At 74.6% G+C, this 21485-nt stretch carries 17 protein-coding genes, 2 tRNA genes, 1 pseudogene and 1 CRISPR repeat array; of the genes and pseudogenes, 15 read left to right on the forward strand and 5 right to left on the reverse strand.

What is annotated here, in order from left to right:
• Window positions 1-80: 80 nt before the first annotated feature.
• On the reverse strand, window positions 81-773 hold the full coding sequence (locus HNR12_RS18175; protein ID WP_179768740.1) for a helix-turn-helix domain-containing protein: 693 nt from the start codon (window positions 771-773) through the stop codon (window positions 81-83).
• A gap of 583 nt (window positions 774-1356) precedes the next feature.
• Here HNR12_RS18175 and HNR12_RS18180 point away from each other — a divergent pair.
• The 3 genes from HNR12_RS18180 to HNR12_RS28600 all read left to right on the forward strand — a co-directional run bounded on the left by HNR12_RS18180 (window position 1357) and on the right by HNR12_RS28600 (window position 2976).
• Window positions 1357-1422: transfer RNA gene (locus HNR12_RS18180), tRNA-Phe, on the forward strand.
• Window positions 1423-1699: 277 nt separating this feature from the next.
• The gene (locus tag HNR12_RS18185) at window positions 1700-1879 is read left to right on the forward strand and encodes a hypothetical protein (RefSeq protein WP_179768741.1); all 180 of its coding nucleotides are present in this window, start codon (window positions 1700-1702) and stop codon (window positions 1877-1879) included.
• 233 nt (window positions 1880-2112) lie between these two features.
• Window positions 2113-2976, forward strand: a complete 864-nt coding sequence (locus HNR12_RS28600; protein WP_338119846.1) for an LLM class flavin-dependent oxidoreductase — start codon at window positions 2113-2115, stop codon at window positions 2974-2976.
• 167 nt (window positions 2977-3143) lie between these two features.
• Here HNR12_RS28600 and HNR12_RS18200 read toward each other — a convergent pair whose 3' ends face one another.
• Window positions 3144-4715 (reverse strand): carboxylesterase/lipase family protein, encoded by a 1572-nt coding sequence (locus tag HNR12_RS18200; protein WP_179768742.1) that lies wholly within the window; start codon window positions 4713-4715, stop codon window positions 3144-3146.
• 170 nt (window positions 4716-4885) lie between these two features.
• Here HNR12_RS18200 and HNR12_RS18205 point away from each other — a divergent pair, with 170 nt between their 5' ends.
• A complete protein-coding gene (locus HNR12_RS18205; RefSeq protein WP_179768743.1) occupies window positions 4886-5464 on the forward strand; it encodes a TetR/AcrR family transcriptional regulator in 579 nt (192 codons plus the stop codon).
• 668 nt (window positions 5465-6132) lie between these two features.
• Window positions 6133-6423: a hypothetical protein gene (locus tag HNR12_RS18210; protein WP_179768744.1), complete on the forward strand. Its 291-nt coding sequence runs from the start codon at window positions 6133-6135 to the stop codon at window positions 6421-6423.
• A gap of 424 nt (window positions 6424-6847) precedes the next feature.
• On the opposite strand, the gene HNR12_RS18215 is transcribed toward HNR12_RS18210, so the two are convergent.
• The 3 genes from HNR12_RS18215 to HNR12_RS18225 all read right to left on the reverse strand — a co-directional run bounded on the left by HNR12_RS18215 (window position 6848) and on the right by HNR12_RS18225 (window position 9505).
• A complete protein-coding gene (locus HNR12_RS18215) occupies window positions 6848-7339 on the reverse strand; it encodes a hypothetical protein (protein WP_179768745.1) in 492 nt (163 codons plus the stop codon).
• A gap of 568 nt (window positions 7340-7907) precedes the next feature.
• Window positions 7908-8282 carry an RNA-binding S4 domain-containing protein gene (locus HNR12_RS27880; RefSeq protein WP_217781372.1) on the reverse strand — a complete coding sequence of 125 codons (375 nt, stop codon included), beginning with the start codon at window positions 8280-8282 and terminating at the stop codon, window positions 7908-7910.
• A 227-nt stretch (window positions 8283-8509) separates the two neighbouring features.
• Window positions 8510-9505 (reverse strand): LysR family transcriptional regulator, encoded by a 996-nt coding sequence (locus tag HNR12_RS18225; RefSeq protein ID WP_179768747.1) that lies wholly within the window; start codon window positions 9503-9505, stop codon window positions 8510-8512.
• Between the two features lie 276 nt (window positions 9506-9781).
• Between HNR12_RS18225 and HNR12_RS18230 the strand changes: the two are divergent.
• From HNR12_RS18230 to HNR12_RS18275, 10 genes and pseudogenes are all read left to right on the forward strand, one after another.
• Window positions 9782-10789 (forward strand): annotated as a pseudogene (locus HNR12_RS18230) (MFS transporter); the annotation flags it as partial.
• Window positions 10790-10863: 74 nt separating this feature from the next.
• A CRISPR array of direct repeats spans window positions 10864-11563; the repeat unit is 29 nt; unit sequence CGGACCATCCCCGCATGCGCGGGGCGCAC.
• Window positions 11564-11700: 137 nt separating this feature from the next.
• A complete protein-coding gene (locus HNR12_RS18235) occupies window positions 11701-13383 on the forward strand; it encodes an ABC-F family ATP-binding cassette domain-containing protein (RefSeq protein WP_179768748.1) in 1683 nt (560 codons plus the stop codon).
• A 97-nt stretch (window positions 13384-13480) separates the two neighbouring features.
• Window positions 13481-13555 (forward strand) — tRNA-Asp (locus tag HNR12_RS18240).
• 65 nt (window positions 13556-13620) lie between these two features.
• Complete coding sequence (locus tag HNR12_RS18245; RefSeq protein WP_179768749.1) at window positions 13621-14358, forward strand: rRNA methyltransferase; 738 nt, start codon at window positions 13621-13623, stop codon at window positions 14356-14358.
• Window positions 14359-14493: 135 nt separating this feature from the next.
• Window positions 14494-15318: a nitrate reductase molybdenum cofactor assembly chaperone gene (locus HNR12_RS18250; RefSeq protein WP_179768750.1), complete on the forward strand. Its 825-nt coding sequence runs from the start codon at window positions 14494-14496 to the stop codon at window positions 15316-15318.
• A gap of 70 nt (window positions 15319-15388) precedes the next feature.
• Window positions 15389-16324 carry a DUF5996 family protein gene (locus tag HNR12_RS18255; RefSeq protein ID WP_179768751.1) on the forward strand — a complete coding sequence of 312 codons (936 nt, stop codon included), beginning with the start codon at window positions 15389-15391 and terminating at the stop codon, window positions 16322-16324.
• Between the two features lie 261 nt (window positions 16325-16585).
• Entirely contained in the window at window positions 16586-17989 is a 1404-nt protein-coding gene (locus HNR12_RS18260; protein ID WP_179770699.1) for an alanine/glycine:cation symporter family protein, read from the forward strand.
• Between the two features lie 153 nt (window positions 17990-18142).
• Window positions 18143-19516 carry a hypothetical protein gene (locus HNR12_RS18265; RefSeq protein ID WP_179768752.1) on the forward strand — a complete coding sequence of 458 codons (1374 nt, stop codon included), beginning with the start codon at window positions 18143-18145 and terminating at the stop codon, window positions 19514-19516.
• Window positions 19517-19649: 133 nt separating this feature from the next.
• On the forward strand, window positions 19650-20504 hold the full coding sequence (locus HNR12_RS18270; RefSeq protein ID WP_179768753.1) for an ion transporter: 855 nt from the start codon (window positions 19650-19652) through the stop codon (window positions 20502-20504).
• 118 nt (window positions 20505-20622) lie between these two features.
• Window positions 20623-21222 (forward strand): GNAT family N-acetyltransferase, encoded by a 600-nt coding sequence (locus tag HNR12_RS18275; RefSeq protein ID WP_179768754.1) that lies wholly within the window; start codon window positions 20623-20625, stop codon window positions 21220-21222.
• Window positions 21223-21485: the final 263 nt, after the last annotated feature.

A 21485-nucleotide genomic window follows, 5' to 3' on the forward strand; every position in this document is an offset into this window, starting at 1 on the left:
GCGGGGTGGGCTGCGGGCTGCCGCCCGGTCCCACCCCGCACGCCCAGCACCCAGCACGATGCCGTGCACGTCGGCAGGCGTTAGCGGAAGACCGGCCGCGTGCCGTTATGGCGGAGTTCGCGGTAATCGGTGAGGAAGGAGTAGGCCATCACCCTCTCCCGCACATGCCGGTAGCAGTTGATCCTGCGCTGGTGGAGCTGATCCCGGTGGGGCAGGGCCAGCCGGCACCACGCGAGATCCCAGGCTGCTGCTGCCTCCTCACTGACCCCGCACGCGCGCACCAGTGCCTGGGTCACATCCCGCCGGGCGCTTCGCTCGCCGCGTAGGACCGCCGAGACCGTCGAGGGGGCCAGAATCCTGCTGCGATCCCGACGGACGGCCTCCCTCTGTGACATCGCACGCCTGCGCAGTAGCTCTCTCAAGGCGGCGATAAACTCCGCGTAGCTGCGCAGGTCGTATGGCGGTGCCCCCGGAGCCCCACCTGCCGTAGCCCTGCGTCGTAGTGCGACCACCTCTCGCCAGCGGCCCCTCGCTTCAGCAACATCGGCTCCGAGTACTCCTGCGAGCTGCTCAACGCGGTCGAGCGGGGGCACCTCTCGTCCCGACAGCGCCCGCGATACACGCGACCGATCACACCCGAGGCGTATCGCCACCTGTGCCTGACTCCACCCGAGCTCGATCATGCGCTGACGTAGCGGATGCACCAGCGCGCGTAGCGCCGGCGCGTAGTCCGGCTCTCCGCCCACCGCGGAGGCATATCCATGAGCGCTCATGCGCTGCTCCCTCTCTCTGGGCCAGTACTGGCCCCGTGGGACAGGAGAGTGCCCGAGCCCACCCACCGTGTCGAGCACGTAGTGGCTGCCATGCGCGCCGATGACTACAGACACCCTTTTTGCTGCGGCAAGGTAAGAGTTTTCGCTGGTCAAAAGCACGCCGGTCCAAAATCCGTGCGTCTTTGGATTTTCCTGGACTGGCCTAAGCTCTCCGTACCTTCGGGGACGTCGCTTGAGCGCGATGCGTCTTCTGTGGTTTTGCTGAGGACTGGTGGTACCAGGGGGCTACCGCCCCCATGGACCCCCGGAGCCCGCACGGAACCTGGCGCGAACAAGGACGTGATGGGGTGCGGACTGATCGCGCCAGAACCCGCGCGGGATCGAACCGTGGTCACCCGCCGCTGTGGTTCCAGGATCGGTGGTGGAGGAGGGCGGCCGGCGATCACGTACCGGCGGGTGCCGCACCTCCCGTCCGTTGGGCGAGGTCGGAAGGGCCGCCGCATGACAGCAACCGTGACAGCAACGACAGCAACCGGCCCCGTCCGACCGCCGACAGTGGCACCCGCCCGACGACGTACGTTGTGGCTGGTCAGCCCGGTTGCTCCGCCTGAAAAGCGGAAGGTCGGCGGTTCGACCCCGCCCCTGGCCACACAGTATGACCAGCGAAGAAGCCCGGAGCCGAATAGGCGCCGGGCTTTTCTGGTGGCTTCGGCGTTCTCCGCGACAGCAACGGCAACGGCCGCGCCCACCCCACCCCACCCCGTCCCGGCCGGCGGTGTCGGTGCCTCTCGTGTCAGGGGTTGCGCCCGGCGTTCGGCCCGCGTTGACTTTCCGTTAGCGGTCGGCATCACCACGTCCCCCGAACGCACAGGAGGCGCAGATGCCGCGAACTCCGGGTCCACGGGAGAACAGGCGCGCCGGGGTGGGTGCTTGCGACGGCGTTCGGCGCCGTCTTCTTCGCCTGCCAGGCGATCCCGCCGTTCATCTACGGCAACAGGGCCCTGGCCATCGGGTACGGCGCGCTGTCGCTCGTCATGGCCGGCGCCTTCCTGTGGCTGCGATCGGTCCACCGCGTCCACGGCACGCCCCCCGACGACGACGCCTGAGCGGGCCTGCCCTCCGCTTCGCGGCCTCGCCGCGCGCCTGCCCTGCGGGGGCGCCGCCGGTCGTCCACACGGCGCCCTGCCCCGGGCCGGACGCGCTCCCGCGGGCCCCGCGAGCAGCGGATCCCCGCCCCTGAGAGACGCTGGAAGTTACAGGAAGCGCCGTTCGGGGAGGGGTGAGGCCGATGCGGTATGCGTTGTACCTTCCGCCCCTTGGGGAACTCGCGGATCCCGGGGTGTTGGGCGAACTCGCGGAGAAGGCCGAGGCGGCCGGGTTCGACGGGGTGTTCCTGCGGGATCACGTCGTGCGCCCCTCGGCTGATGTCGCCGTGTGCGACCCCTGGATCGCGCTCTCGGCCATCGCCCTGTGCACGTCGCGGATCACCATCGGGACCTGGACGACGCCGCTGCCCCGGCGGCGGCCGCAGGAGGTGGCGCGGCAGGCGGTCGCCCTGGACCGGCTCAGCGGGGGGCGGTTCGTCCTCGGCGCCGGGCCGGGGGATGACGACGACGGGGCCGCGGGCGGCGGCGCGGGCGTCCCGCACCCGCGCGACGGCGGCGCCGACGCTCCCGGCGGTGCCGACACCTCCGGCAGCCCCGGTCGGCTCGGCGGCCCCGATGGCGGCGCCCGGTTGGGCGCATCCGGCGCATCCGACGTTCCGCACCCCCGGGGCGAGATGCTGGACGAGAGCCTCGACGTGATCTGCCGCCTGTGGTCGGGTGAGCGGACCACCCACGTCGGCCGCCACGTCCGTGTCGAGGACGTCCGGTCCTTCCCGCGCCCCGTGCAGCGCCCCCGCATCCCCATCTGGGTCGCCGCCCGCTCCGCCGCCCCCGCGCCGCTGCGGCGGGCCGCGCGGTTCGACGGCCTGTGCCCCGAGACCTCCCCCGACGAGCTGCGGCGGATGCTGGCCGAGATCGAACGCCGACGCGGCGGCCTCGGCGGCTTCGACGTCGCCGCCGGGGGTCCCCCCGACGCCGACCCCGCCCCCTACCGCGATGCGGGCGCCACCTGGTGGGTCGTGCGCTTCCCCGAGACCGCCCGAGCCGAGGACGTCAGCGCGGTCCTGAACCGGTTCGACGCCCGCCCGCCCTCCTGACCCGCGGTGCGGGGAAGGCACCGCGCCGTGGAGTCCCCGGCCCGTAGCCGCCCGCCGCCGGCCGCCCGCCCGTGCAGCCGTGCGGAAGTGCGGCGGTGCGGCCGGAGAACGCGCGGCCCGGCCGCCCCGGGTGCGGGGCGGCCGGGCCGAGGTGCTCCGGAGCCCGGTCAGTCGGAGAGCCGGCTCCAGAAGCGGTACCCGTGGTCCTTGGCGAAGTCGGCGCGCCTCCAGTCGCCCGAGGACAGCGACTGCACGTACCAGCCCGACCGGCCCCGGTCGTCGCGCAGCCGCGGCCAGGCGGCCTCACCGCCGCCGTTGGGGTCGCCGCTGGCGGCGAAGCGGACCCACGCCCTGTTCATCCGGGCGCCCAGCGCGGCCTGCTCGGGCGTGAGGTCCTCGAACAGCGCCATGTCGAACATGTAGGGCAGCTCGGCCATGTGCTGGGCGGCGGCCGGGAAGCTCGGCTCGGGGAGGTCCCGGTACCACGGGGTGTCCTGCTCGGCGAACTCGTACATGCGGGTGCTGGTGTGGCGCGACAGCGCGCGGGCGGTGTCCAGGGTGGGCACGGCCCACACGGAGTCGGTGCGCACCCGGGCCAGCGTGGCGCCCGCCGAGTCGCCCAGCGGGTAGCGCCGCAGGACGGCGTCGGCGTCGTCGCCGTAGGAGTCGTCCCTCCGGATCGCGGCCTCGTAGTCCGCGTCGGCCATGGGCTCCCCGGTGGCGAGTTCCGCGCCGATGACCATGCCGTTCTCCTCGTCGTGGTTGACGCCGATCAGCACCGGCACGCGGTTGAACCGCCCCGTGCGCAGCGCCTCGTCCACCGGCAGCGGGAGCTCCGGGGTCCCGCTCACCGGGCGCGGCTCGCGGTCGGTGCCGTACTTCTCCAGCAGTTGGTCGATCGGGACCTCGCGCAGGCAGGCCGCGACGTCCTCGGCGTCGAGGCAGCCGAGGTCCTTGATGACCTGCTCGCTGTCGGCCTCGGCCTCCTCCCGGGTGCGTGAGGCGTTGCCGGGCGTCGAGCAGGGCGCGCTCTGGATGACCGCCTGCCGGTACAGGCCGTCGGACGCGGGTGAGGCCAGGTGGCCGCACACCGCGAAGCCGCCGCCGGACTCCCCCATGAGGGTCACGCGGCCGGGGTCGCCGCCGAACTCCGCGATGTTGTCGCGCACCCAGCGCAGCGCCTCGCGCTGGTCGTCCAGCGCCAGGGAACCGGACTCCTCCAAATCGGGGTGGGCCAGGAACGCGGTCGGGCCGAGCCGGTAGTTGACCGACACCACGACGGCGCCCTCGGCGGCAAGGCGGTCGGGGCCGTAGAGGTCGCCGTAGCCGACCATCATGCTGCCGCCGTGGATCCAGAAGACGACCGGCAGGTCCTCGCCGCCGCCGACCGGGGTGGTGACGTTGAGGTTGAGGCAGTCCTCGGCGGTGCTGGGCTCACCGATGGGATAGCCGGGCAGTTGCGCGCAGGTGGTGCCGCGCTCGGTGGCGTCGCGCACCCCCGACCACCCCTCGGCGGGGCGCGGCTTGGCGAACCGCTCGGCCGTGGCGTAGGGGATGCCCTTGAACGAGCGGACCTCGGGGCCCACCGTGCCGCGCACCGCGCCCTGGTCGGTCTGCACGACGGCGGAGGCGGGGTCCTCGGCGGCGGCGGCCGCCTGGCCGGCGGACCCGACGACGGCGGCCGATGCGAGCGTGCCCAGCAGCGCGAGCCCCAGGCCCGCCGTCCAGATCTTCCTCATGCGCCTCTCCCTGCCTTGGGCCGGTCGGAGCCTGCCGACCGGGCGATGGGGAGGACCGTAACAGCCGTTTGCGCGATCGTGCAACTCGATCGAGCAATGCGATTGAGTAAGTCGGACGCGCAATGCGTTCGTCTCATCCGTCCGTGCAAGGCGCTGGTAGGGTGCCGCCCATGGGAAATCGCGAGGAACTGCTCGCGGGCGCCAAGCGCTGCCTGCGGGAGAAGGGCTACGACCGCACCAGCGTGCGCGACATCGCCGCCGCCGCCGGTGTGAGCACCGCCGCGATCGGCTATCACTACGGGTCGCGCGAGACACTGCTCAACAAGGCGCTGTTCGAGCTGCTGGACGAGTGGGGTGACAGCGTGGGCCGCGCGTTGGCGCCCGGCGCCGGCGACGACGCCGCCCAGGGGTTCGCGCGCATGTGGGCCGGGCTCGTCGAGCAGTTCAGGGAGCACCCGGACCTGTGGGTGGCCACGGTCGAACTGTTCCTCCAGAGCCGCCGCCAGCCCGACCTGCGAGCCCAGTTGGCGCGCGGGGTCTCCGGGGGGTGGCGCGGTATGGCCGCGATCCTGGAGAGCGTGCCGGAGGATGAGGTGTCGGACCGCTCCGCCCGCACGCTCGGCATGGTGCAGACCGCCCTGATGGCGGGTGTGATGATCCAGAGCCTCAGCGACCCCGACAACGCCCCCACCGCGGAGGAGGTCCTGGAGGGCCTGCGCGCCTTGGCCGCCACGGCCCGCCCCGCCTGACCGGCGGCCGGGAGAGTGCGGTGGCCGGGAGGGCGTGAGCGGGGAGCGGAAACCGTTTGCTCGTCCTGGTTGTCTCACGTGGTGAGACGAAATTGTCGTTGGTTCCAGCGACCTCGCATCCACGGTCGCCCATGCGGCTGAAAACCGTGGATCGTCGCCCTTGAAAACGGACATTGGGTCCAGAGTGCCTCCGTGGCGGCAATTGTGTCTCACATGGTGGACTGCAAGCGGCCTCTGCTGCCTTCGGGGGCGTCTTGGGGCCGCGCATAACAGGGCATACGTGAGAAACCCGCTCTCGCCGTGCCGACGATCTGCGGATTCTCGTCGCCGGGCAGGGTGAGCGCCGTGTACCAGCCTTCGCGAGAGGCGACCGCCTCGGGCTGCGGGCGCGGATCGCGGACCGCGTGCGGCGGGTCGCGGGGAAGCAGGGGATCATAGACGGGCCGGGGACCGGGCAGCGCGGTGTCGGCCGAGGTCAGCTCCGTGCGCGGCGGCGGTCGACGTGGCGGCGGTTCCGGGTCCGCGTGGTGCCGCCGCGCCCGGTGGCCGGCGTGGTACCGAGAGGGGCGCGCAGCGCCTCCGCCCGGCGCGACGGCCGATGGCGCGGCCAGGCCCCGCCGCGCGGCCGAACTCCGGGGATCGGCGGAAACGGGTGAGGAGGACCCAGCGTGATCGGACGGTGGACGATAGCGGTGGCCGTGGCCTGCGCCCTGGTCATGGGCTACTTCTGGTTCACGGCTTACCGCGCCGACGGCTGGAGCCTGGAGGCGATCGTGTTCGCCCTGCTGGCCGTGGCCATGCTCGACGGCGCATGGGTGTTCCACCGCCTGTCCCGCAACCGCCGCCGCGCGGCGGCGGACGGCGGCGCCCAGCCGAAGGGCGGGCCGGACGGGGACGCGGAGAACGGGCCGAAGGGAGACGCGCCCGAGGGCCCCGGGCCCGATGGCGGCGCCCGCTAGAACGGTGCGCCGGTCATCCGGTCGTGCCGAGTGCGGCGTTGAGCGCGCGGGCGCGCTGACATACCCGGTCGGGGGTCCTTCGGTGGTGCGGGTGCTGGTGCGGGCGCGGTGGCGCTTCGGGCCGAGCGCGCTTGCCGGTGCCCAGGCCATCGCCTCGGCGCGTCGGCTCAGTCGGCAGGGAAGGTCCGGTCGGCGGGTCGTCCGGCGCGGGCCGGGCGGATGAGCGCGCGCCCCAGTACGGCGGGCCGCCTCACTGGTCGGGGCTCTGGTGAAGCCCATGCCGCCCGGGAAGGGGCTCGGCCCCGCGCTGGGGCGGTGCGCGCGGCGGCTCGCGCTCGCCGGTTTTCTCAGCGCGGACGGGTCCGCGCGGCAGTCGTCGGCGGGGACGGCGACAGGACTGGGGCCGGACGGTCGGGCGACGCGTTCACCGCGGAAGGGGCTCGCGCCCCGCCTGCCGCGCGAGGTCGCGCGCCAGGTGGGACCGGTGCAGGCGCCGGGTGCGCCACAGGCGCGCCAGGTCGGCGCGGTTCTGGTGGGAGAGCTGCACGTGGAAGTAGTTGACGTGCTCCAGCAGCGCGAACACCGCCAGCCCCGCCCCCGGCCAGGTGTGCGTCCACGGCACCCCGCCCGTCAGCTGCCAGGCGACCACTACGCCTCCGGCCGCCAGCAGCACCGGGTTGGCCGCCCGCAGAAGGCGGAACAGCGGCAGGCCGGCGGGGTGCGAAGCCCGCGAGCGCACCTGCGCCGCCTTGGCCCACCAGTAGGCGGAGCCCTCAAGCAGCAGAACCGAGAACAGGGCGAACCCGGCCGCGTTCGCGGGCGTGGGGGGCAGTCCGAGGACCCCGAACAGCACCACGGCGAACAGCGGGATGTTGACCAGTTCCAGCACGGCCAGGGTGCGCAGACGCGAAAGCACTGGTCGATTGTCGCCCACCGGGCGGTGCCCGACCCAGGAGGTGCCCGTCCCGGAGCGCGGTCCGCCGACCGACACGGCGCGGCGGGGACGTATGGCCGCTCCGGCCGCCCCCGCTGCCGTCCGTGCCAGATCCCCGGGGCGATCGAGTAGCGGGTGGGAGCATGCGGCGCGCGCAGCCCTGGATCGGTCCGGTGCGGTCGGCTGCCGGGTGCGGCGTCGCGGTTTCCGCGACCTGCCGCCTGCCGTGTTCTTGCGCTGTATGGCCTGCCCGCTTGGTGCTCTTGGCCGGGGCACCGGCGAACACGTGCGCCGCTACGAACGCGCTTGGCCCGGCCGATCGGTCCGCGTCGGCGTCGGGGAACCTCGGCCGCCTGTCCGACGGCGGTGGCCAGGCCACAATGTCCTCGGCCGCGTGTCGGCTGCGCCGACCAGGACGGCTGAGCGGCACCGGATGCGCGGGGCCTACACCGGCCTGGAGGGCCGCTCGCGGTCGCGTCGTTGCGGCGCGCCGACGTGCCGGGACGCGGACTGGGGCAGGGCGGACGGCCGTGCGGTGTGCCGTCGGCGCCTAGCGTTCGCCGCGCAGGCGTTCGATCTGGCGGCGGTCGCGCTTGGTCGGGCGGCCCGTGCCCCGGTCGCGGCGGAGCACCGGTCCGCGTGCCTGGGGCGGCGGCTCGGGGCTGCGGTCGGTGTAGCAGCGCACCGCGACGGGAGCGCCGACGCGCTTGTCGATGATGTGGGTGACGTCCACGATCCGGGTGACCCCGTTCAGCCGCACCTGCACCTCGTCGCCCACGCGCACGGTCGTGGCGGGCTTGGCGGCGCGGTCGTTGACGCGCACGTGGCCGCCCCGGCACGCCCGGGCGGCGTCGGCCCGGGTCTTGGCCAGGCGCACCGCCCAGATCCAGCGGTCCACCCGGCCGCTCGGCTGCCCCGGAGGCAGGGGCGGCGCCGGACGCCCGGCCTCGCGGCCTCCCGCGCCCTCGGTGTCCCCGGCTCCCTCGGCGGGTTCCGCGCCCGCACCCGCACCCGGCTCGCCGGGCGCGGCCTGCCGGGCGGCGGGACCGCCCTCGGCGCCCCCGGCCTCCCGCGCCCGCGACTGCTCGGCGCTGCCCCTCGCGGACCCCGGTCCGCCGCCCGTGGCCGCCGGGACCGTGTGCTCCGGGTCGTTCACGTGCGCATCCCCTCCAGGCTCGGGACCGAACCCGCCGGCACCGCCGACGGCTCCTCCTCACCGCACTGTAGTGCGCCGCCGTCCGCCCGCGCCTCCGCCGGTCCCAGCGTCTCGGCGACCACCGACCGGAACGCCCGGACGACCGCCGTCTCGGCCGCCGTGGGCCACACCAGGGCCAGCGCCGAGGCCGTCATCCCGGTGACCGGCACGTACACCACGTCGTCGCGCCGGTGGTAGTCCGCCGTGGGCCGGCAGACCAGCATGCCCCCGGCGCCCGCCGCCACCAGGGTCAGGCCCTCCTGGAGGGTCTTCACCGGCTCGGTGTGCGCGATCGGCCGCCCCTGCGGCGTGCGGTCGGGCGCGTGGTCGCCGCGCCAGTACGCCGGGGCGGGCTCGTCGAACGGCACCAGCGCCACCCGCGCAAGATCCTCGACGTCCACCCCGGCCCGCCGCGCGAACGGGTGGCCGACGCCGACCGCCAGCATCCGCTGCCGCTGCGAGAACGTGGCGCCAACGGTAAGGCCGTCCTCGGCCACCGGCATCAGCACGGTCGCCGCCTCCACCTCGCCCCGGTACAGGGCACCGAAGGGGTCCGACAGCGGCAGTTCGACCACGGAGACGCGGCACTCCGGGTAGCGCTCGTGGAACCGCGCGATGGCGGCGGTCATGTGCCGGTAGACCGTGCCCTGGAAGCCGACGCGCAGCACGCCCGCGACCTCGCGCGCGGCGGAGCGGGTGCGCTCGACCGCCGACCGCACCGCCGCGTAGGCGGGCGCGAGGTCGGCGTAGAGGTCGGCGCCGAGGGGGGTGAGGCGGACGCGGCGGCTGGTGCGCTCGACCAGGCGCGCGCCGACGCGCCGCTCCAGGGCGCGCAGGAGTTGGCTGACGCGGCTCTGGGAGACCAGCAGCCGCTCGGCCGCGCGGCCGAAGTGCAACTCCTCGGCCAGGACCAGGAAGCACTCCAGTTCCCGGCTCTCCACGTTCTGCGCCATGGCCGCCTCCGCACCCGCCGAGCTGGATCGATGAGCCCAGCTTATGGAACGTCGAGGACTTCGCCGTTGTTCGGGGGAGGCCGCACCGGTTCGCTGGTGGGCATGTCGAACTCGATTCCCACCACGTCCCCGGACCCGGCGTCCCCCGATCCGGCGCCCGGTTCTACGTCCTCGGGGCGGGCCGCGCGGCGCGCGCCCGAGCGGGTTCCCGTGCGGGGATGGCTCGCGGCGGCGGCGGTCGCCCTGGGCACCTTCACCGTCGTCACGGCCGAGATGATGCCCGTCGGCCTGCTCACCCCGATGGGCGATGCCCTCGGGGTGTCCCCGGGCACGGCCGGGCTCACGCTGACCATCACCGGATTCGTCGCGGCGGTCGCCGCGCCGCCGGCCACCCCCATCGCCGGGCGGATGGATCGGCGCACGGTGCTGGTGCTGACGGCCGTGCTGCTGGCCGTGGCCAACCTCATCGCGGCGGCGGCGCCGAACTTCGCGGTGATGGTGGCCGCGCGCGTGCTGGTCGGGATCGGCATGGGGTTCCTGTGGACGTTCGCCGTGGGGGTCGCGCCGCGCCTGGTGCCCGAGCACGCCGCCGCGAAGGCGACGTCGATCGTGTTCAGCGGGGTCGCGGTCGCGTCGGTTCTGGGGGTGCCGCTGGGGACGTTCCTCAGCGGACTCGCGGGCTGGCGGGCGGCCTTCGCCGCCGTCGCGGGGCTGGGTCTGGTGGCGGCGGTGGTGATGGCGCTGCTGCTGCCCCGGCTCCCGGCCGAGGGGCCGGTGCGGGTGGGCGGGGTGGTGGGCACCCTGCGGATCCCGGCGGTGCGGGCGGGGCTGGCGCTGACGGCGCTGCTGGTCGGCGGGCACTTCGTCGCCTACACCTACGTCCGGCCGGTCCTGGAGGACACCCTGGGCGCGGGCGCGGCCCTGATCGGCACGCTGCTGCTGGTGTACGGGGTGGCGGGCGTGGTCGGCAACTTCACGGCGGGCGCGCTGGCCGGACCGAACCCGCGCCGGGCGCTGGCGGTCATCGGAGTGGGGTTGGCGGCGGTGATGCCGCTGGTGCCGTTCCTCGGTGCGACGGGCGTCGGCGCGGCGGCGGTGATGGTGGTGTGGGGCCTGGCGTACGGCGGGGTGTCGGTCAGCACGACGGCCTGGATCGCGGCAGCGGCCGGAAAGGACCGGGAGGCGGCGTCGGGGCTGTTCGTGGGCGTCTTCAACGCCGCCATCGGGGGAGGGGCTTTGGTCGGCGGGGCCGTGGTGAACACGGTCAGCCTGCCGGGAGCCATGTACCTCGGGGGAGGACTGGCCCTGGCGGCACTGGGGGTAGCGGTGATGGCGCGGAGACCGGAAGGGAAGGGTTAGAGACCATCCCCGCATGCGCGGGGCGCACTGCCAAAACAGGGAGCCGACCAGGCGAAAACACGGACCATCCCCGCATGCGCGGGGCGCACCAGTCCACGATGGTGCTGGTCGCCGCCGGCGCCGGACCATCCCCGCATGCGCGGGGCGCACCATGGGGTTCTCCTCGTGGTGGTGGCCGCCCGCGGACCATCCCCGCATGCGCGGGGCGCACGTCAGAGACCGCCTGCCCGCCGGCATCGACGCCGGACCATCCCCGCATGCGCGGGGCGCACGCAGCTCGCGCTATCGCCGGCATCATCCTGTTCGGACCATCCCCGCATGCGCGGGGCGCACATGTGCCCTCGACAGATGAGCGGACCATCGCCCGGACCATCCCCGCATGCGCGGGGCGCACAGGATTCCCGCCATCCGCCCCCACCCCCCTCACGGACCATCCCCGCATGCGCGGGGCGCACGCCCGAGCGCGGCCATGGCCACCCACACCAGGTGGACCATCCCCGCATGCGCGGGGCGCACGCCGACCTTGGCCAGCGACCACGCCACGCCGCCGGACCATCCCCGCATGCGCGGGGCGCACGAGATTAAGAGTGACGTCGATACCCTCGCCCGCGGACCATCCCCGCATGCGCGGGGCGCACGGCCTCAGCGGGATGCACCCCGCTGAGGCCCTCGGACCATCCCCGCATGCGCGGGGCGCACACTTATTGACCTGCGATAACGGAACGGCCGAATACCGTTCCAATATTGCCGGATTGTGTCGAGACGACACCACCCTAGTCCCACCCTTGTGGAAAACCGGTCGACAGCCCTCCCCGCCCCTCGGCATAGTGCCGCACATGGGCCATATCGACGTCGCCGGTGTCGGCTACCACCTGCCCGATGGCCGCCTCCTGCTCGACGACGTGTCCTTCCGTGTCGGGGACGGGATGAAGGCGGTCCTCGTCGGGGCCAACGGCAGTGGCAAGACGACGCTCCTGCGGATCGTCGCCGGCGACATCGACCCCTCCGAGGGGGCCGTCACCCGCAGCGGGCGGCTCGGGGTGATGCGGCAGTTCATCGGGTCCCACTCCGGTTCCGCCGCCGGGGACGAGGAGGACCCCGACGGCGTCACCGCACCCTTTGCGCCCGACTCCACCGTGCACGACCTGCTGGTCTCCGTCTCCCCGCCGCGCGTGCGCGGCGCCGCCCGCGAGCTCGCCGCCGCCGAATCCGCCCTATCCGTCCGCGACGACGAACCCGCCCAGCTCCGCTACGCCCAGGCCCTCGCCGACTGGGCCGACGCCGGCGGCTACGACACCGAGGTCCTGTGGGACGTCTGCACCGTCGCCGCCCTCGGCACCGGCTACGACTCCGCCCGCCGCCGCGCCCTGCGCACCCTCTCCGGCGGCGAGCAGAAGCGCCTGGCCCTGGAGGCGCTGCTGCGCGGCCCCGACGACGTCCTCCTCCTCGACGAGCCCGACAACTACCTCGACGTCCCCGGCAAGCAGTGGCTGGAGGAGCGGCTGCGCACCACCCCCAAGACCGTGCTGTTCATCAGCCACGACCGCGAACTCCTCGCCCGCACCGCCACCCACGTCATCACCGTCGAGGGCGGCGGCGCGGCCGGCAACACCGCCTGGGTGCACGGCGGCGGCTTCGACAGCTACCACCGCGCCCGCGCCGACCGCCACCTCCGCTTCGCCGAGCTGCGCCGCCGCTGGGACGAGCGCCACGCCCAGCTGCGCGAACTCGTCCACGGCCTGCGCCAGAAGGCCTCCTACAACGACTCCATGTCCAGCCGCTACCAGGCCGCCCTCACCCGGCTGCGCAAGTTCGAGGACGCCGGCCCGCCGCCCGAGCCCCCGCGCCCGCAAAACATCTCCATGCGGCTGCGCGGCGGCCGCACCGGCGTGCGCGCCCTGACCTGCCGGGACCTCGAACTCACCGGCCTGATGCGCCCCTTCAGCACGGAGGTCTTCTACGGCGAGCGCATCGGCGTGCTCGGCTCCAACGGCTCGGGCAAGTCCCACTTCCTGCGGCTGCTCGCCGACCCCGAATCCGTGCGCCACACCGGCGAGGCCCGCCTGGGCGCCCGCGTGGTGCCCGGCCACTTCGCCCAGACCCACCACCACCCCGAGTGGAACGGCCGCACCCTCACCGCCATCCTCGCCGAGGACCACGCGCTGCCGCTGGGGGAGTCGGCGCCGCTGCTGCACCGCTACGAGCTGGTGCACCAGCGCGAGCAGCGGTTCGACACCCTCTCCGGCGGCCAGCAGGCCCGCTTCCAGATCCTGCTGCTGGAGCTGTCGGGCGCCACGATGCTGCTGCTCGACGAGCCCACCGACAACCTCGACGTGGAGTCCGCCGAGGCGCTGGAGGCGGCCCTGGAGTCCTACGAGGGCACCGTGCTGGCCGTCACGCACGACCGCTGGTTCGCCCGCTCCTTCGACCGGTTTCTCGTCTTCGGCGCCGACGGCCGGGTGCACACCACCGACACCCCCGTGTGGGACGAGGGCCGGGTGCGCCGCGAGCGCGCCTGACCCTCCCGGCTCCCTGGGGAAACCGTGGTGCGGTGCACTCCCAACTGCCGGTAAAGTTGGTGCTCGTGCGCGGTCGCCCACGGCGGCCGGTCGCCCAGGTCCTGTGGAGCAGTTAGGAGTGCTCGCCACCCTGTCAAGGTGGAGGCCGCGGGTTCAAATCCCGTCAGGACCGCCCCTCTTTTCCGCTTTTCCCGCTTCTCCGCCCGGCCCGCGCCGCCCACCCGCGAGGACCCCGCCGTGGCCTACCGCTACGCCACCGAGCGCGCCGACCATTCCGACCTGGCCAGCGGCACCGTGCTGCGCTCCGCGCCCGGGCACCCCGGCTTCCCCGTCCGCCTGGCCGACGAGCTGTTCCAGCGCGCCGCCGCCCGCGCCGCGCCCGACGGCCGCCCCGTGGCCCTGTGGGACCCCTGCTGCGGCAGCGGCCACCTGGCCACCACGGTCGGGCTGCTGCACCGCGAGCGGCTCTCGTGGGTTCTCGCCACCGACGCCGACCCCGCCGCCCTCGGCATCGCCCGGCGCAACCTCGCCCTGCTCACCGCCGGCGGCCTGGCCGAGCGCGAACGCGGCCTGCGCGCCGACGCCGCCGCCTTCGGCCGGCCCGCCATGGAGGAGCGGGCCGAGGCCGCCGCGCGGCTGGCCGCCCGCCTGCGCGCCGCCGGCGGCGACCTGCCCGCCGCCGCGCGCACCGGCGACGCCTTCGCCCCCCAGCCGCCCGAGCGCCCCGTCGACGTCGTGCTGACCGACATCCCCTACGGCGGCCTCACCCGCTGGCGCGACGCCCCCGCCGAGGGCGGCGACCCCGTCGGCGCGCTGCTGCGCGCGCTCGCCGCCGTCCTGCCGCCCGAGGCCGTGATCACCGTCACCGCGCGCACCCGCAAGGTCGCCCTGCCCGAGGGCGTCGCGGCGCTGGAGCGGGTCCGCGTGGGCAACCGCGCGGCCGTGCTGGTGCGCGCCGCCGACGCCCGCGCCTGACACCCCCGCGCGCCCGCGCGCACACCGCATGCGTTGACCCCGCCCACCTGGGTATTGGTCCCGCTACTGGCTGCGGGGCCTCGACGGGACTCGTTCGTTCGCGTGCCGCCACGACGCAAGGGGCGAGTGATACCAATGCACAACGGCGCCAAGGTGGCCGGGGGACACGGCCGCGCCGGTGAACTCCTGCTGAGCGCGGGGGCCCACCTCACCCGGACGGCGGCGCCGCCCGGGGCGGCGGAGCGCGCCCGGGGCCGCCCCGGCGCCGACACCCTGGACGAGGCGCGCTGCCACGCCGTGCTGCGCCAGGCGGCGGCGGTGCTGCTGGCCCACCCCGACCCCGCCTTCTACCGGCGGCTGCCGCTGGTCTACCGGGCGCTGCTGGAACTGCCGCCCAGCCCCGCCCGCCGCGGGCTGACCGGGTTCTGCGACCACGCCGCCGCCGAGCCCGAGGCCCGCCTCGCCGCCCACTACACGCGCGTGTTCGACCCCCGCGGCCGGCGCGCCCTCCAGTTGACCGTGCACACCTTCGGCGGCCACGGCGACGTCCGCCGCCGCGGCCACGCCCTGGCCCGCGTCCAGCGCGTCCTGGCCGACCACGGCTGGAGCGTCGCCGGCCCCGAGCCGCACGACCACCTGGCCGTGCTGCTGGAGTTCGCCGCGCGCGGCGACGCCGCGGCGGGCGAGGCGCTGCTGAACCGCTTCCGGTCGGGCGTGGAACCGCTGCGGGCCCGGCTGCACCAGGACCGCAGCGCCTATGCCCCCGTGCTCGACGCGGTGTGCGCCACCCTGCCGCCGGCGGCCGAGCCGCGCGCCGAGGGCGGCCTGCCGGCCGCGCCCGAGCCGGCGCCCGTCACCCGCATCGGCGCGCCCGCGGCGCCCCGCCCGCCCGCGGGCGAGGCGCCCCGCGTCCCGCCGCCGCGCGCCGCCGAGCCCCGCACCAGCCACCGGCGCGCCTGAGCGCCCGGTGCGGCGGGCCGCCGTCCGGCGCCGGCCGCCGCGCCCGCAACCGCCGAAAGGACCGATCCGCATGGAGCTGTTCCCGCCGATCCCGCTGGCCGACTGGGCGCCCACCAAGCACACCCTGCACCGCTTCCTGCAGGTGGTGGGCAAGATCCGCCTGGAGTCCAGCCCGCGCCGCAACCACTGGTGGCACGTGCCCTTCCACCTGACCGGAAACGGCCTGACCACCCGCCCCATGGGCCAGATCGACGGCAACCCGGTGTTCACCGTCGACTTCGACCTGGTGGGCCACCGGCTCCTCGCACGAGTCCTCGACGGCCGCGAGGCGTCGTTCTCGCTGCCCGGGCACAGCGTCGCCACCTTCCACCAGGAGGTGCTGACGACCCTGATGGGGCTGGGGGTGCACGCCCGGATACCGCACCCCTACCCCTACGACCTGCCCGACGCCGAGCGGCCGTTCGCCGACGACACCGAGCACGCCGACTACGACCCGGCGGCGGTCACCCGGTACTGGCGCGTGCTCAGCCAGGTCGGCCTGCTGCTGGAGGAGTTCGCCGGCCGCTACTCCGGCAAGACCAGCCCGGTGCACCACTTCTGGCACACCCTCGACATCGCCACGACCCGGTTCTCCAACACGCCCGTCCGCCTGCCCGAGGAGGCCGGCCCGCTGATCCGCGAGGCGTACTCGCGGGAGGCGGTCAGCTTCGGGTTCTGGTTCGGCGACGACTCCGTGCCCGAACCCGCGTTCTACTCCTACACCGCGCCCGAACCCCCCGGGCTGGCCGACGAACCCCTGCCCGAGGGCGCCGAGTGGCTGGCCACCGCGCCCGACCGGCACCTGGCGCTGCTGCGCTACGACCGGGCCCGCACCGCGCCCGACCCGCGCGCGGCGGTGCTGGACTTCTACGAGGCCGCCTACCGGGCGGGCGCCCGCGGGCTGGGCTGGGACATCGCGGAGACGGCCTGCCCGGACGGGGTGACCGACCCCTACCGCGCGCCCTGACGCGCGGCGGGGGCGCGCGGGCAGGCGGGCGGGGCCGCTCCCGCCGCGTGCGCGCCCTCGGCGCGCCGGTTACGGAACGGTTCTCATCCAACAACGGATTAGCCCGAAACGTGACGGACGGGCCGCGCCGGGTACGGGGTGCGAGGCGCCGACTCATGAACCAGCAGGTGCCGTCCCCCAAACGAAGGAGCCCAACGGGCCGTGGAAGAACTCAACACAACGGTGAACGACGCGGTCGTCGCGTTCACCGACCACTTCTGGATGTGGCTGCTCATCCCCCTGCTCGTCGTCCTGAGCCTGTACTTCACGGTGCGCATGGCCGGAGCGCAGGTGCGGATGCTGCCGGAGATGTTCCGGACCCTGCGCAGCGCCCCCGAGACCGCCCCCGACGGCGGCAAGGCCATCTCGTCGTTCCAGGCGTTCTCGATCTCGGCCGCCGCCCGCATCGGCACCGGCAACGTCGTCGGCGTCGCCGGCGCGATCGCGGTCGGCGGCCCCGGCGCGGTGCTGTGGATGTGGATCATGGCGGTGCTCGTCGGCGCGGCGAGCTTCGTGGAGTCCACCCTCGGGCAGCTCTACAAGGTCCGCGACCGCAGCGGCTACCGCGGCGGCCCCGCCTACTACATGCAGCACGGCCTCAACGCCCGCTGGCTCGGCGTGATCTTCGCGATCACCATCACCTTCACCTTCGGGTTCGTGTTCAACGCGGTGCAGGCCAACACCCTCACCAACGCCGTGGGGACCTCGGTGGACGCGCTGGGCGGGGGCGTCCCCGCCTGGCTCTTCCCCGTGGTCGGCGCGATCATCGTCGCCGTCACCGCCCTGGTCGTCTTCGGCGGCGTGCGGCGCATCGCCCACGTCACCCAGGTGCTGGTGCCGTTCATGGCCCTGGCCTACATCCTCATGGGCCTGGCCGTGGTCGCCCTCAACCTCGACCGGGTGCCCGACGTGTTCGCCCAGATCTTCACCGGCGGCCTGGGCCTGCGCGAGTTCGCCGGCGCCGCCCTGGGCACCGTCATCGTCGAGGGCGTGCGGCGCGGCATGTTCTCCAACGAGGCCGGCCTGGGCTCGGCGCCCAACGCCGGCGCCACCGCCGCCGTCACCCACCCGGTCAAGCAGGGCCTGGTTCAGACGCTCGGGGTGTACTTCGACACCCTCGTCGTCTGCTCCATGACCGCGTTCCTCATCCTGGTGTCCGACCCCACCTTCGGCGCGGAACGCGGCCCCGCCCTCACCCAGGAGGCGCTGGAGTCGAGCCTGGGCACGTGGTCGCTGCACGCCCTCACCCTGGTGCTGCTCCTGCTGACCTACAGCTCCATCCTGGGCAACTACTACTACGGCGAGGCCAACGTCGCCTTCATGACCGGCAACCGGTCGGTCATGCTCGGCTTCAAGCTGGTCTTCCTCCTGGCGACGTTCCTCGGCTCCATCGGCTCGGTGCGGATCGTGTGGAGCCTGGCCGACACCACGATGGGCTTCATGGCCCTGGTCAACCTGATCGCGCTGGCGCCCCTGGGCGGAGCGGTGTTCCTCCTGGTCAAGGACTACACCGCGCAGCGCAGGCAGGGCCTGGACCCGGTATTCACCCGCGACCGCCTGCCGCAGCTGCGCGGCGTGCAGTGCTGGGAGGGCCAGCCGGAGCGGCCCGCCCGGGTCGACGCCTGACGGTCCACCCGCCCGCCGGTGCGGGGCGCGCGCACGCCCGCCCCGCACCGGCCCCGGCGGGCGGCGGGGTTGCGCCGGCACCGGCCCGGCACCGACAATGATCGACCGCGAGCCCCGCCCCCGCCGCCCGGCACCGAGACCTGGAGGACGACCGTGGCCGAGGAAGACGGACGGCAGCCCACCGGGGCCGACGCGCTGAAGGAGGCGGTGGAGGGCCTGCAATCCGCGGCCGAGCGGTGGAAGAAGAGCCGCGACACCCTCGCCGGGCTGTATGAGACCTCCGACCGGCTGCTCGGGCACGTGCTCAACGACACCCGCCGGACCCCCGAGCTGGTCGATGCCCTCGCCAAGGCCACCGGTGCCGCCAGGTCCCACACGTTCAACATCCGCGAGCCGGCCGACGCCCTGCGCCTCGGGCAGGCGGACCCCGGGGTGCTGAAGTTCGTGTCCGAACCCGGCGAGGCGCTGCGGACCCACCGACCCAAGGCGCTGACCAAGACCGTCCGGCACGCGACCGGCGTCCTGGACGCCTCGCGGAAGGCCGTTGACGGGCACATCCGCGTGATCCGCGGCGCGGAGTTCGACATCGCCGGCTACGAGAACGGGCGGACCGGGCTGGAGTCGATCCTGCGTTCCGGCATCCCGCAGGTGGGCGCGGTCGGCGAGGCGTCGGCGTCGATCAAGGGCGCCGACAAGTTCCCTCCCGCCGCCCCCGACGCGCGGACCGACGCCGAGCGGCGCGCCGCCGGCGCGCCGGACGCCCCGCGCGGACGCGCGGAACGTGCGCCGACCCGCGCGGCCGAGGCCGCGCGGGCTCCCGCGCGCACCGGTGTCCCGCACGCCACGTTCACCCCTGGCCCCGCCGAGCCCCGCGCCCAGTTGGACCGCGTCCTTGCGCCGCTCAATCTGAGTGAGTGGGCTCGGCGGCGGACGGCGTCCACCGACGAGCTGACCAGGCAGTGGAGCAGCGCCGTGCGCGAGTGGACCACGGTCCGGGCGGAGGTGGAGCGCCTGATCCCCGAGGCGCGCCGGTTGCGCAAGTCGGAACTCGCGAACGGGACCACGAAGACGGGCTCGGCCCACATCGCGGAGCTGTCGAAGGCCATCGAGGCGGCCGGGGCCCACAGCGAGGCGGCGGACGCCGTGCGGCTGCCGCCGCTCCACTCGCCGGGGTTCCTGCGCAGGTACGGCGGCGAGCACTTCTTCTGGGCGGTCGAGACCGCCATTGAGCAGGTGCGCGCGTCGACCGGCCGTCTCAGGGAGGCCGCGGGCGTGATGAGGACCGAGATCGCCGACGCCGAGAAGGCCGCCGCCGCCAAGAAGGCCGCGGAGAAGGAGGCCGCCGAGGAGGGCGCCGAGCAGGCGGGGACGGCCGGCCCCGACCGCGGCCCGGTCGCCTCCGTCCTGGCGGACGGACCGGCGCCCTCCGCCGCGCCGAAGGCGGGGGGCCGTGTCAGCCTGCGCAAGACCACCCCTCCGGCGCGACGCCCCGGCGCCCCCCGCTCCGCCGGGCGGCCGGCGCGGTGACGCGCTGATCCCGCCGGGGACGGGGCACGCCGCCAACGCGGCGAAACGGGACGAACATGTCGATAGGCTTCCGGGGTCCTGAGCGGCCCCCGCGCGGCCGCGTCCGGTAGCAGCGTGGACGGAGTCCCTTCCCGTGAGTGTGCGCGAACGCGTCCAAGAGGTCGTGGCGGCCCGGTGGTTCCAGCGGGGTGTCATCGCCCTGATCCTGGTCAACGCCGTACTGCTGGGCGCGGAGACCTCACCGGGCCTGGTCGCCTCCCACGGTGAACTCCTGCACACCCTGGACCTGGCGATCCTGGGCGTGTTCGTCGTGGAGATCGCCCTGCGGATCTACGCCCACCGCGGGGCGTTCTTCCGCGACGCGTGGAGCTGGTTCGACCTGCTCATCGTGCTGGTCGCGCTGCTGCCCGCCTCCGGCCCGCTGTCGGTGCTGCGCGTGCTGCGGGTCCTGCGGGTGCTGCGGCTGCTGCGGCTGCTGCGGCTGCTGTCGGCGGTGCCCTCGCTGCGGCACGTGGTCGGCGGCCTCTTCAAGGCGCTGCCGGGCATGGCCTCGATCTCGATCCTGGTAAGCCTGCTGCTCTACATCGCCGCGGTGATGGCGACCACCATGTTCCGCGCCACCGCGCCGCAGCACTTCGGCGACCTGGCGACCTCGGTGTTCACCCTGTTCCAGATCATGACCGGCGACAGTTGGGGCTCCATCGCCCGCACCGTCATGGAGGAGCAGCCGACGGCGGCGGTGTTCTTCGTGCTCTACATCCTCGCCTCGACGTTCATCGCCCTCAACCTGTTCATCGCGGTCGCCGTGGAGGCGCTGGAGCACGAGCAGGACGACGTGCGGGCCGCCTCGGCCGCCGACGCGGGACCGGACACCGCCGGCACCGAGGCGATCATGGCCGAACTGCGGGCGCTGCGCGTCGAACTGGCGGAGCTGCGGGCGGCCCGCGAACCCGCCGACGAGGACGCCCGAGCGGCGCCGCGCCCCTGATCCCGCGGGCGGCGGCGCCCACGCGCGCTACCACAAGTCAACCCCTCTGAGGGTGCCGAATTCGGCCACGAGTCGCTAGTGTTCTAGGTCACAGCAGCCCGTGTGCGAGGGGGCCGGAATGACCATCGTCGCGATCGAGCCCGCTACCCCGGAGCGGTGGCCGGACCTGGAGCGGCTGTTCGGCCCCACCGGGGCCTACGGCCACTGCTGGTGCGTCTACTTCCGCCGCCGCGCCAAGGACTTCACCGCCAGCATCTCGTGCGCGCCGCCCGAGCGCGGCGCCGCCAACCGCGAGGCGCTGCGGCGCATCACCCTCGACGGCGCGGTCCCCGGGCTCATCGCCTACGACGGCGGCGAACCCTGCGGCTGGGTGTCGGTCGCCCCCCGCGAGGACTTCATCCGCCTGTCGCGGTCGCGTTCGCTGCGCCCCGTCGACCCCGACGAGCCGGGCGTGTGGTCGCTGGTGTGCTTCTGGCTGCCGCCCCGGCGCCGCCGCAAGGGCCTGGGCTCCCAGCTCCTCGACGCCGCCATCGAGCACGCGCGCGCCAAGGGCGGCCGGGTGCTGGAGGCCTACCCCGTGGACACCGCCGGCGGGCGCGCGCCCAGCGCCGAGGTCTACACCGGCACGGTGCGGATGTTCCAGAAGGCGGGGTTCGCCTGCGAGCCCCATCCGGTGAGCGAGCGGCCGATCGCCCGCCTGACCCTGAAGGACGACTGAGGGCGGGGCCGGGCGGCGACCGCCGCGGCGGGTGCCCAGTCCGCCGGGCGGTCCGCGCGTGTGCGCGCCGCCGGAGCCGGTCGTGCGGGAGGCGCCCCCGCCGCCGCTGCCGGCGGCGGGGGCGGGGGCGCGATGAACCCGTGATCGCGCCCCTTTCGGGGGGGTTGGTCTCCGTGCCGCGGTCCGTGCGCCCGCAAGGGCGAACGGAGGTCAGCCGGTCGGTCCCGCGGGGGCGCCGGCCCGGACCGGCGCGTGTCCCGCTC

It is taken from the genome of Streptomonospora nanhaiensis (assembly GCF_013410565.1).
Lineage (GTDB): Bacteria > Actinomycetota > Actinomycetes > Streptosporangiales > Streptosporangiaceae > Streptomonospora > Streptomonospora nanhaiensis.

Excerpts from the sequence above, each read along its gene's own strand:
- HNR12_RS18175 (WP_179768740.1), bottom strand. The coding sequence starts at position 773 with ATGAGCGCTCATGGATATGCCTCCGCGGTGGGCGGAGAGCCGGACTAC.
- HNR12_RS18200 (WP_179768742.1), bottom strand. The coding sequence starts at position 4,715 with ATGAGGAAGATCTGGACGGCGGGCCTGGGGCTCGCGCTGCTGGGCACG.
- HNR12_RS18205 (WP_179768743.1), top strand. The coding sequence starts at position 4,886 with ATGGGAAATCGCGAGGAACTGCTCGCGGGCGCCAAGCGCTGCCTGCGG.
- HNR12_RS18225 (WP_179768747.1), bottom strand. The coding sequence starts at position 9,505 with ATGGCGCAGAACGTGGAGAGCCGGGAACTGGAGTGCTTCCTGGTCCTG.
- HNR12_RS18235 (WP_179768748.1), top strand. The coding sequence starts at position 11,701 with ATGGGCCATATCGACGTCGCCGGTGTCGGCTACCACCTGCCCGATGGC.
- HNR12_RS18250 (WP_179768750.1), top strand. The coding sequence starts at position 14,494 with ATGCACAACGGCGCCAAGGTGGCCGGGGGACACGGCCGCGCCGGTGAA.
- HNR12_RS18255 (WP_179768751.1), top strand. The coding sequence starts at position 15,389 with ATGGAGCTGTTCCCGCCGATCCCGCTGGCCGACTGGGCGCCCACCAAG.
- HNR12_RS18260 (WP_179770699.1), top strand. The coding sequence starts at position 16,586 with ATGTGGCTGCTCATCCCCCTGCTCGTCGTCCTGAGCCTGTACTTCACG.
- HNR12_RS18275 (WP_179768754.1), top strand. The coding sequence starts at position 20,623 with ATGACCATCGTCGCGATCGAGCCCGCTACCCCGGAGCGGTGGCCGGAC.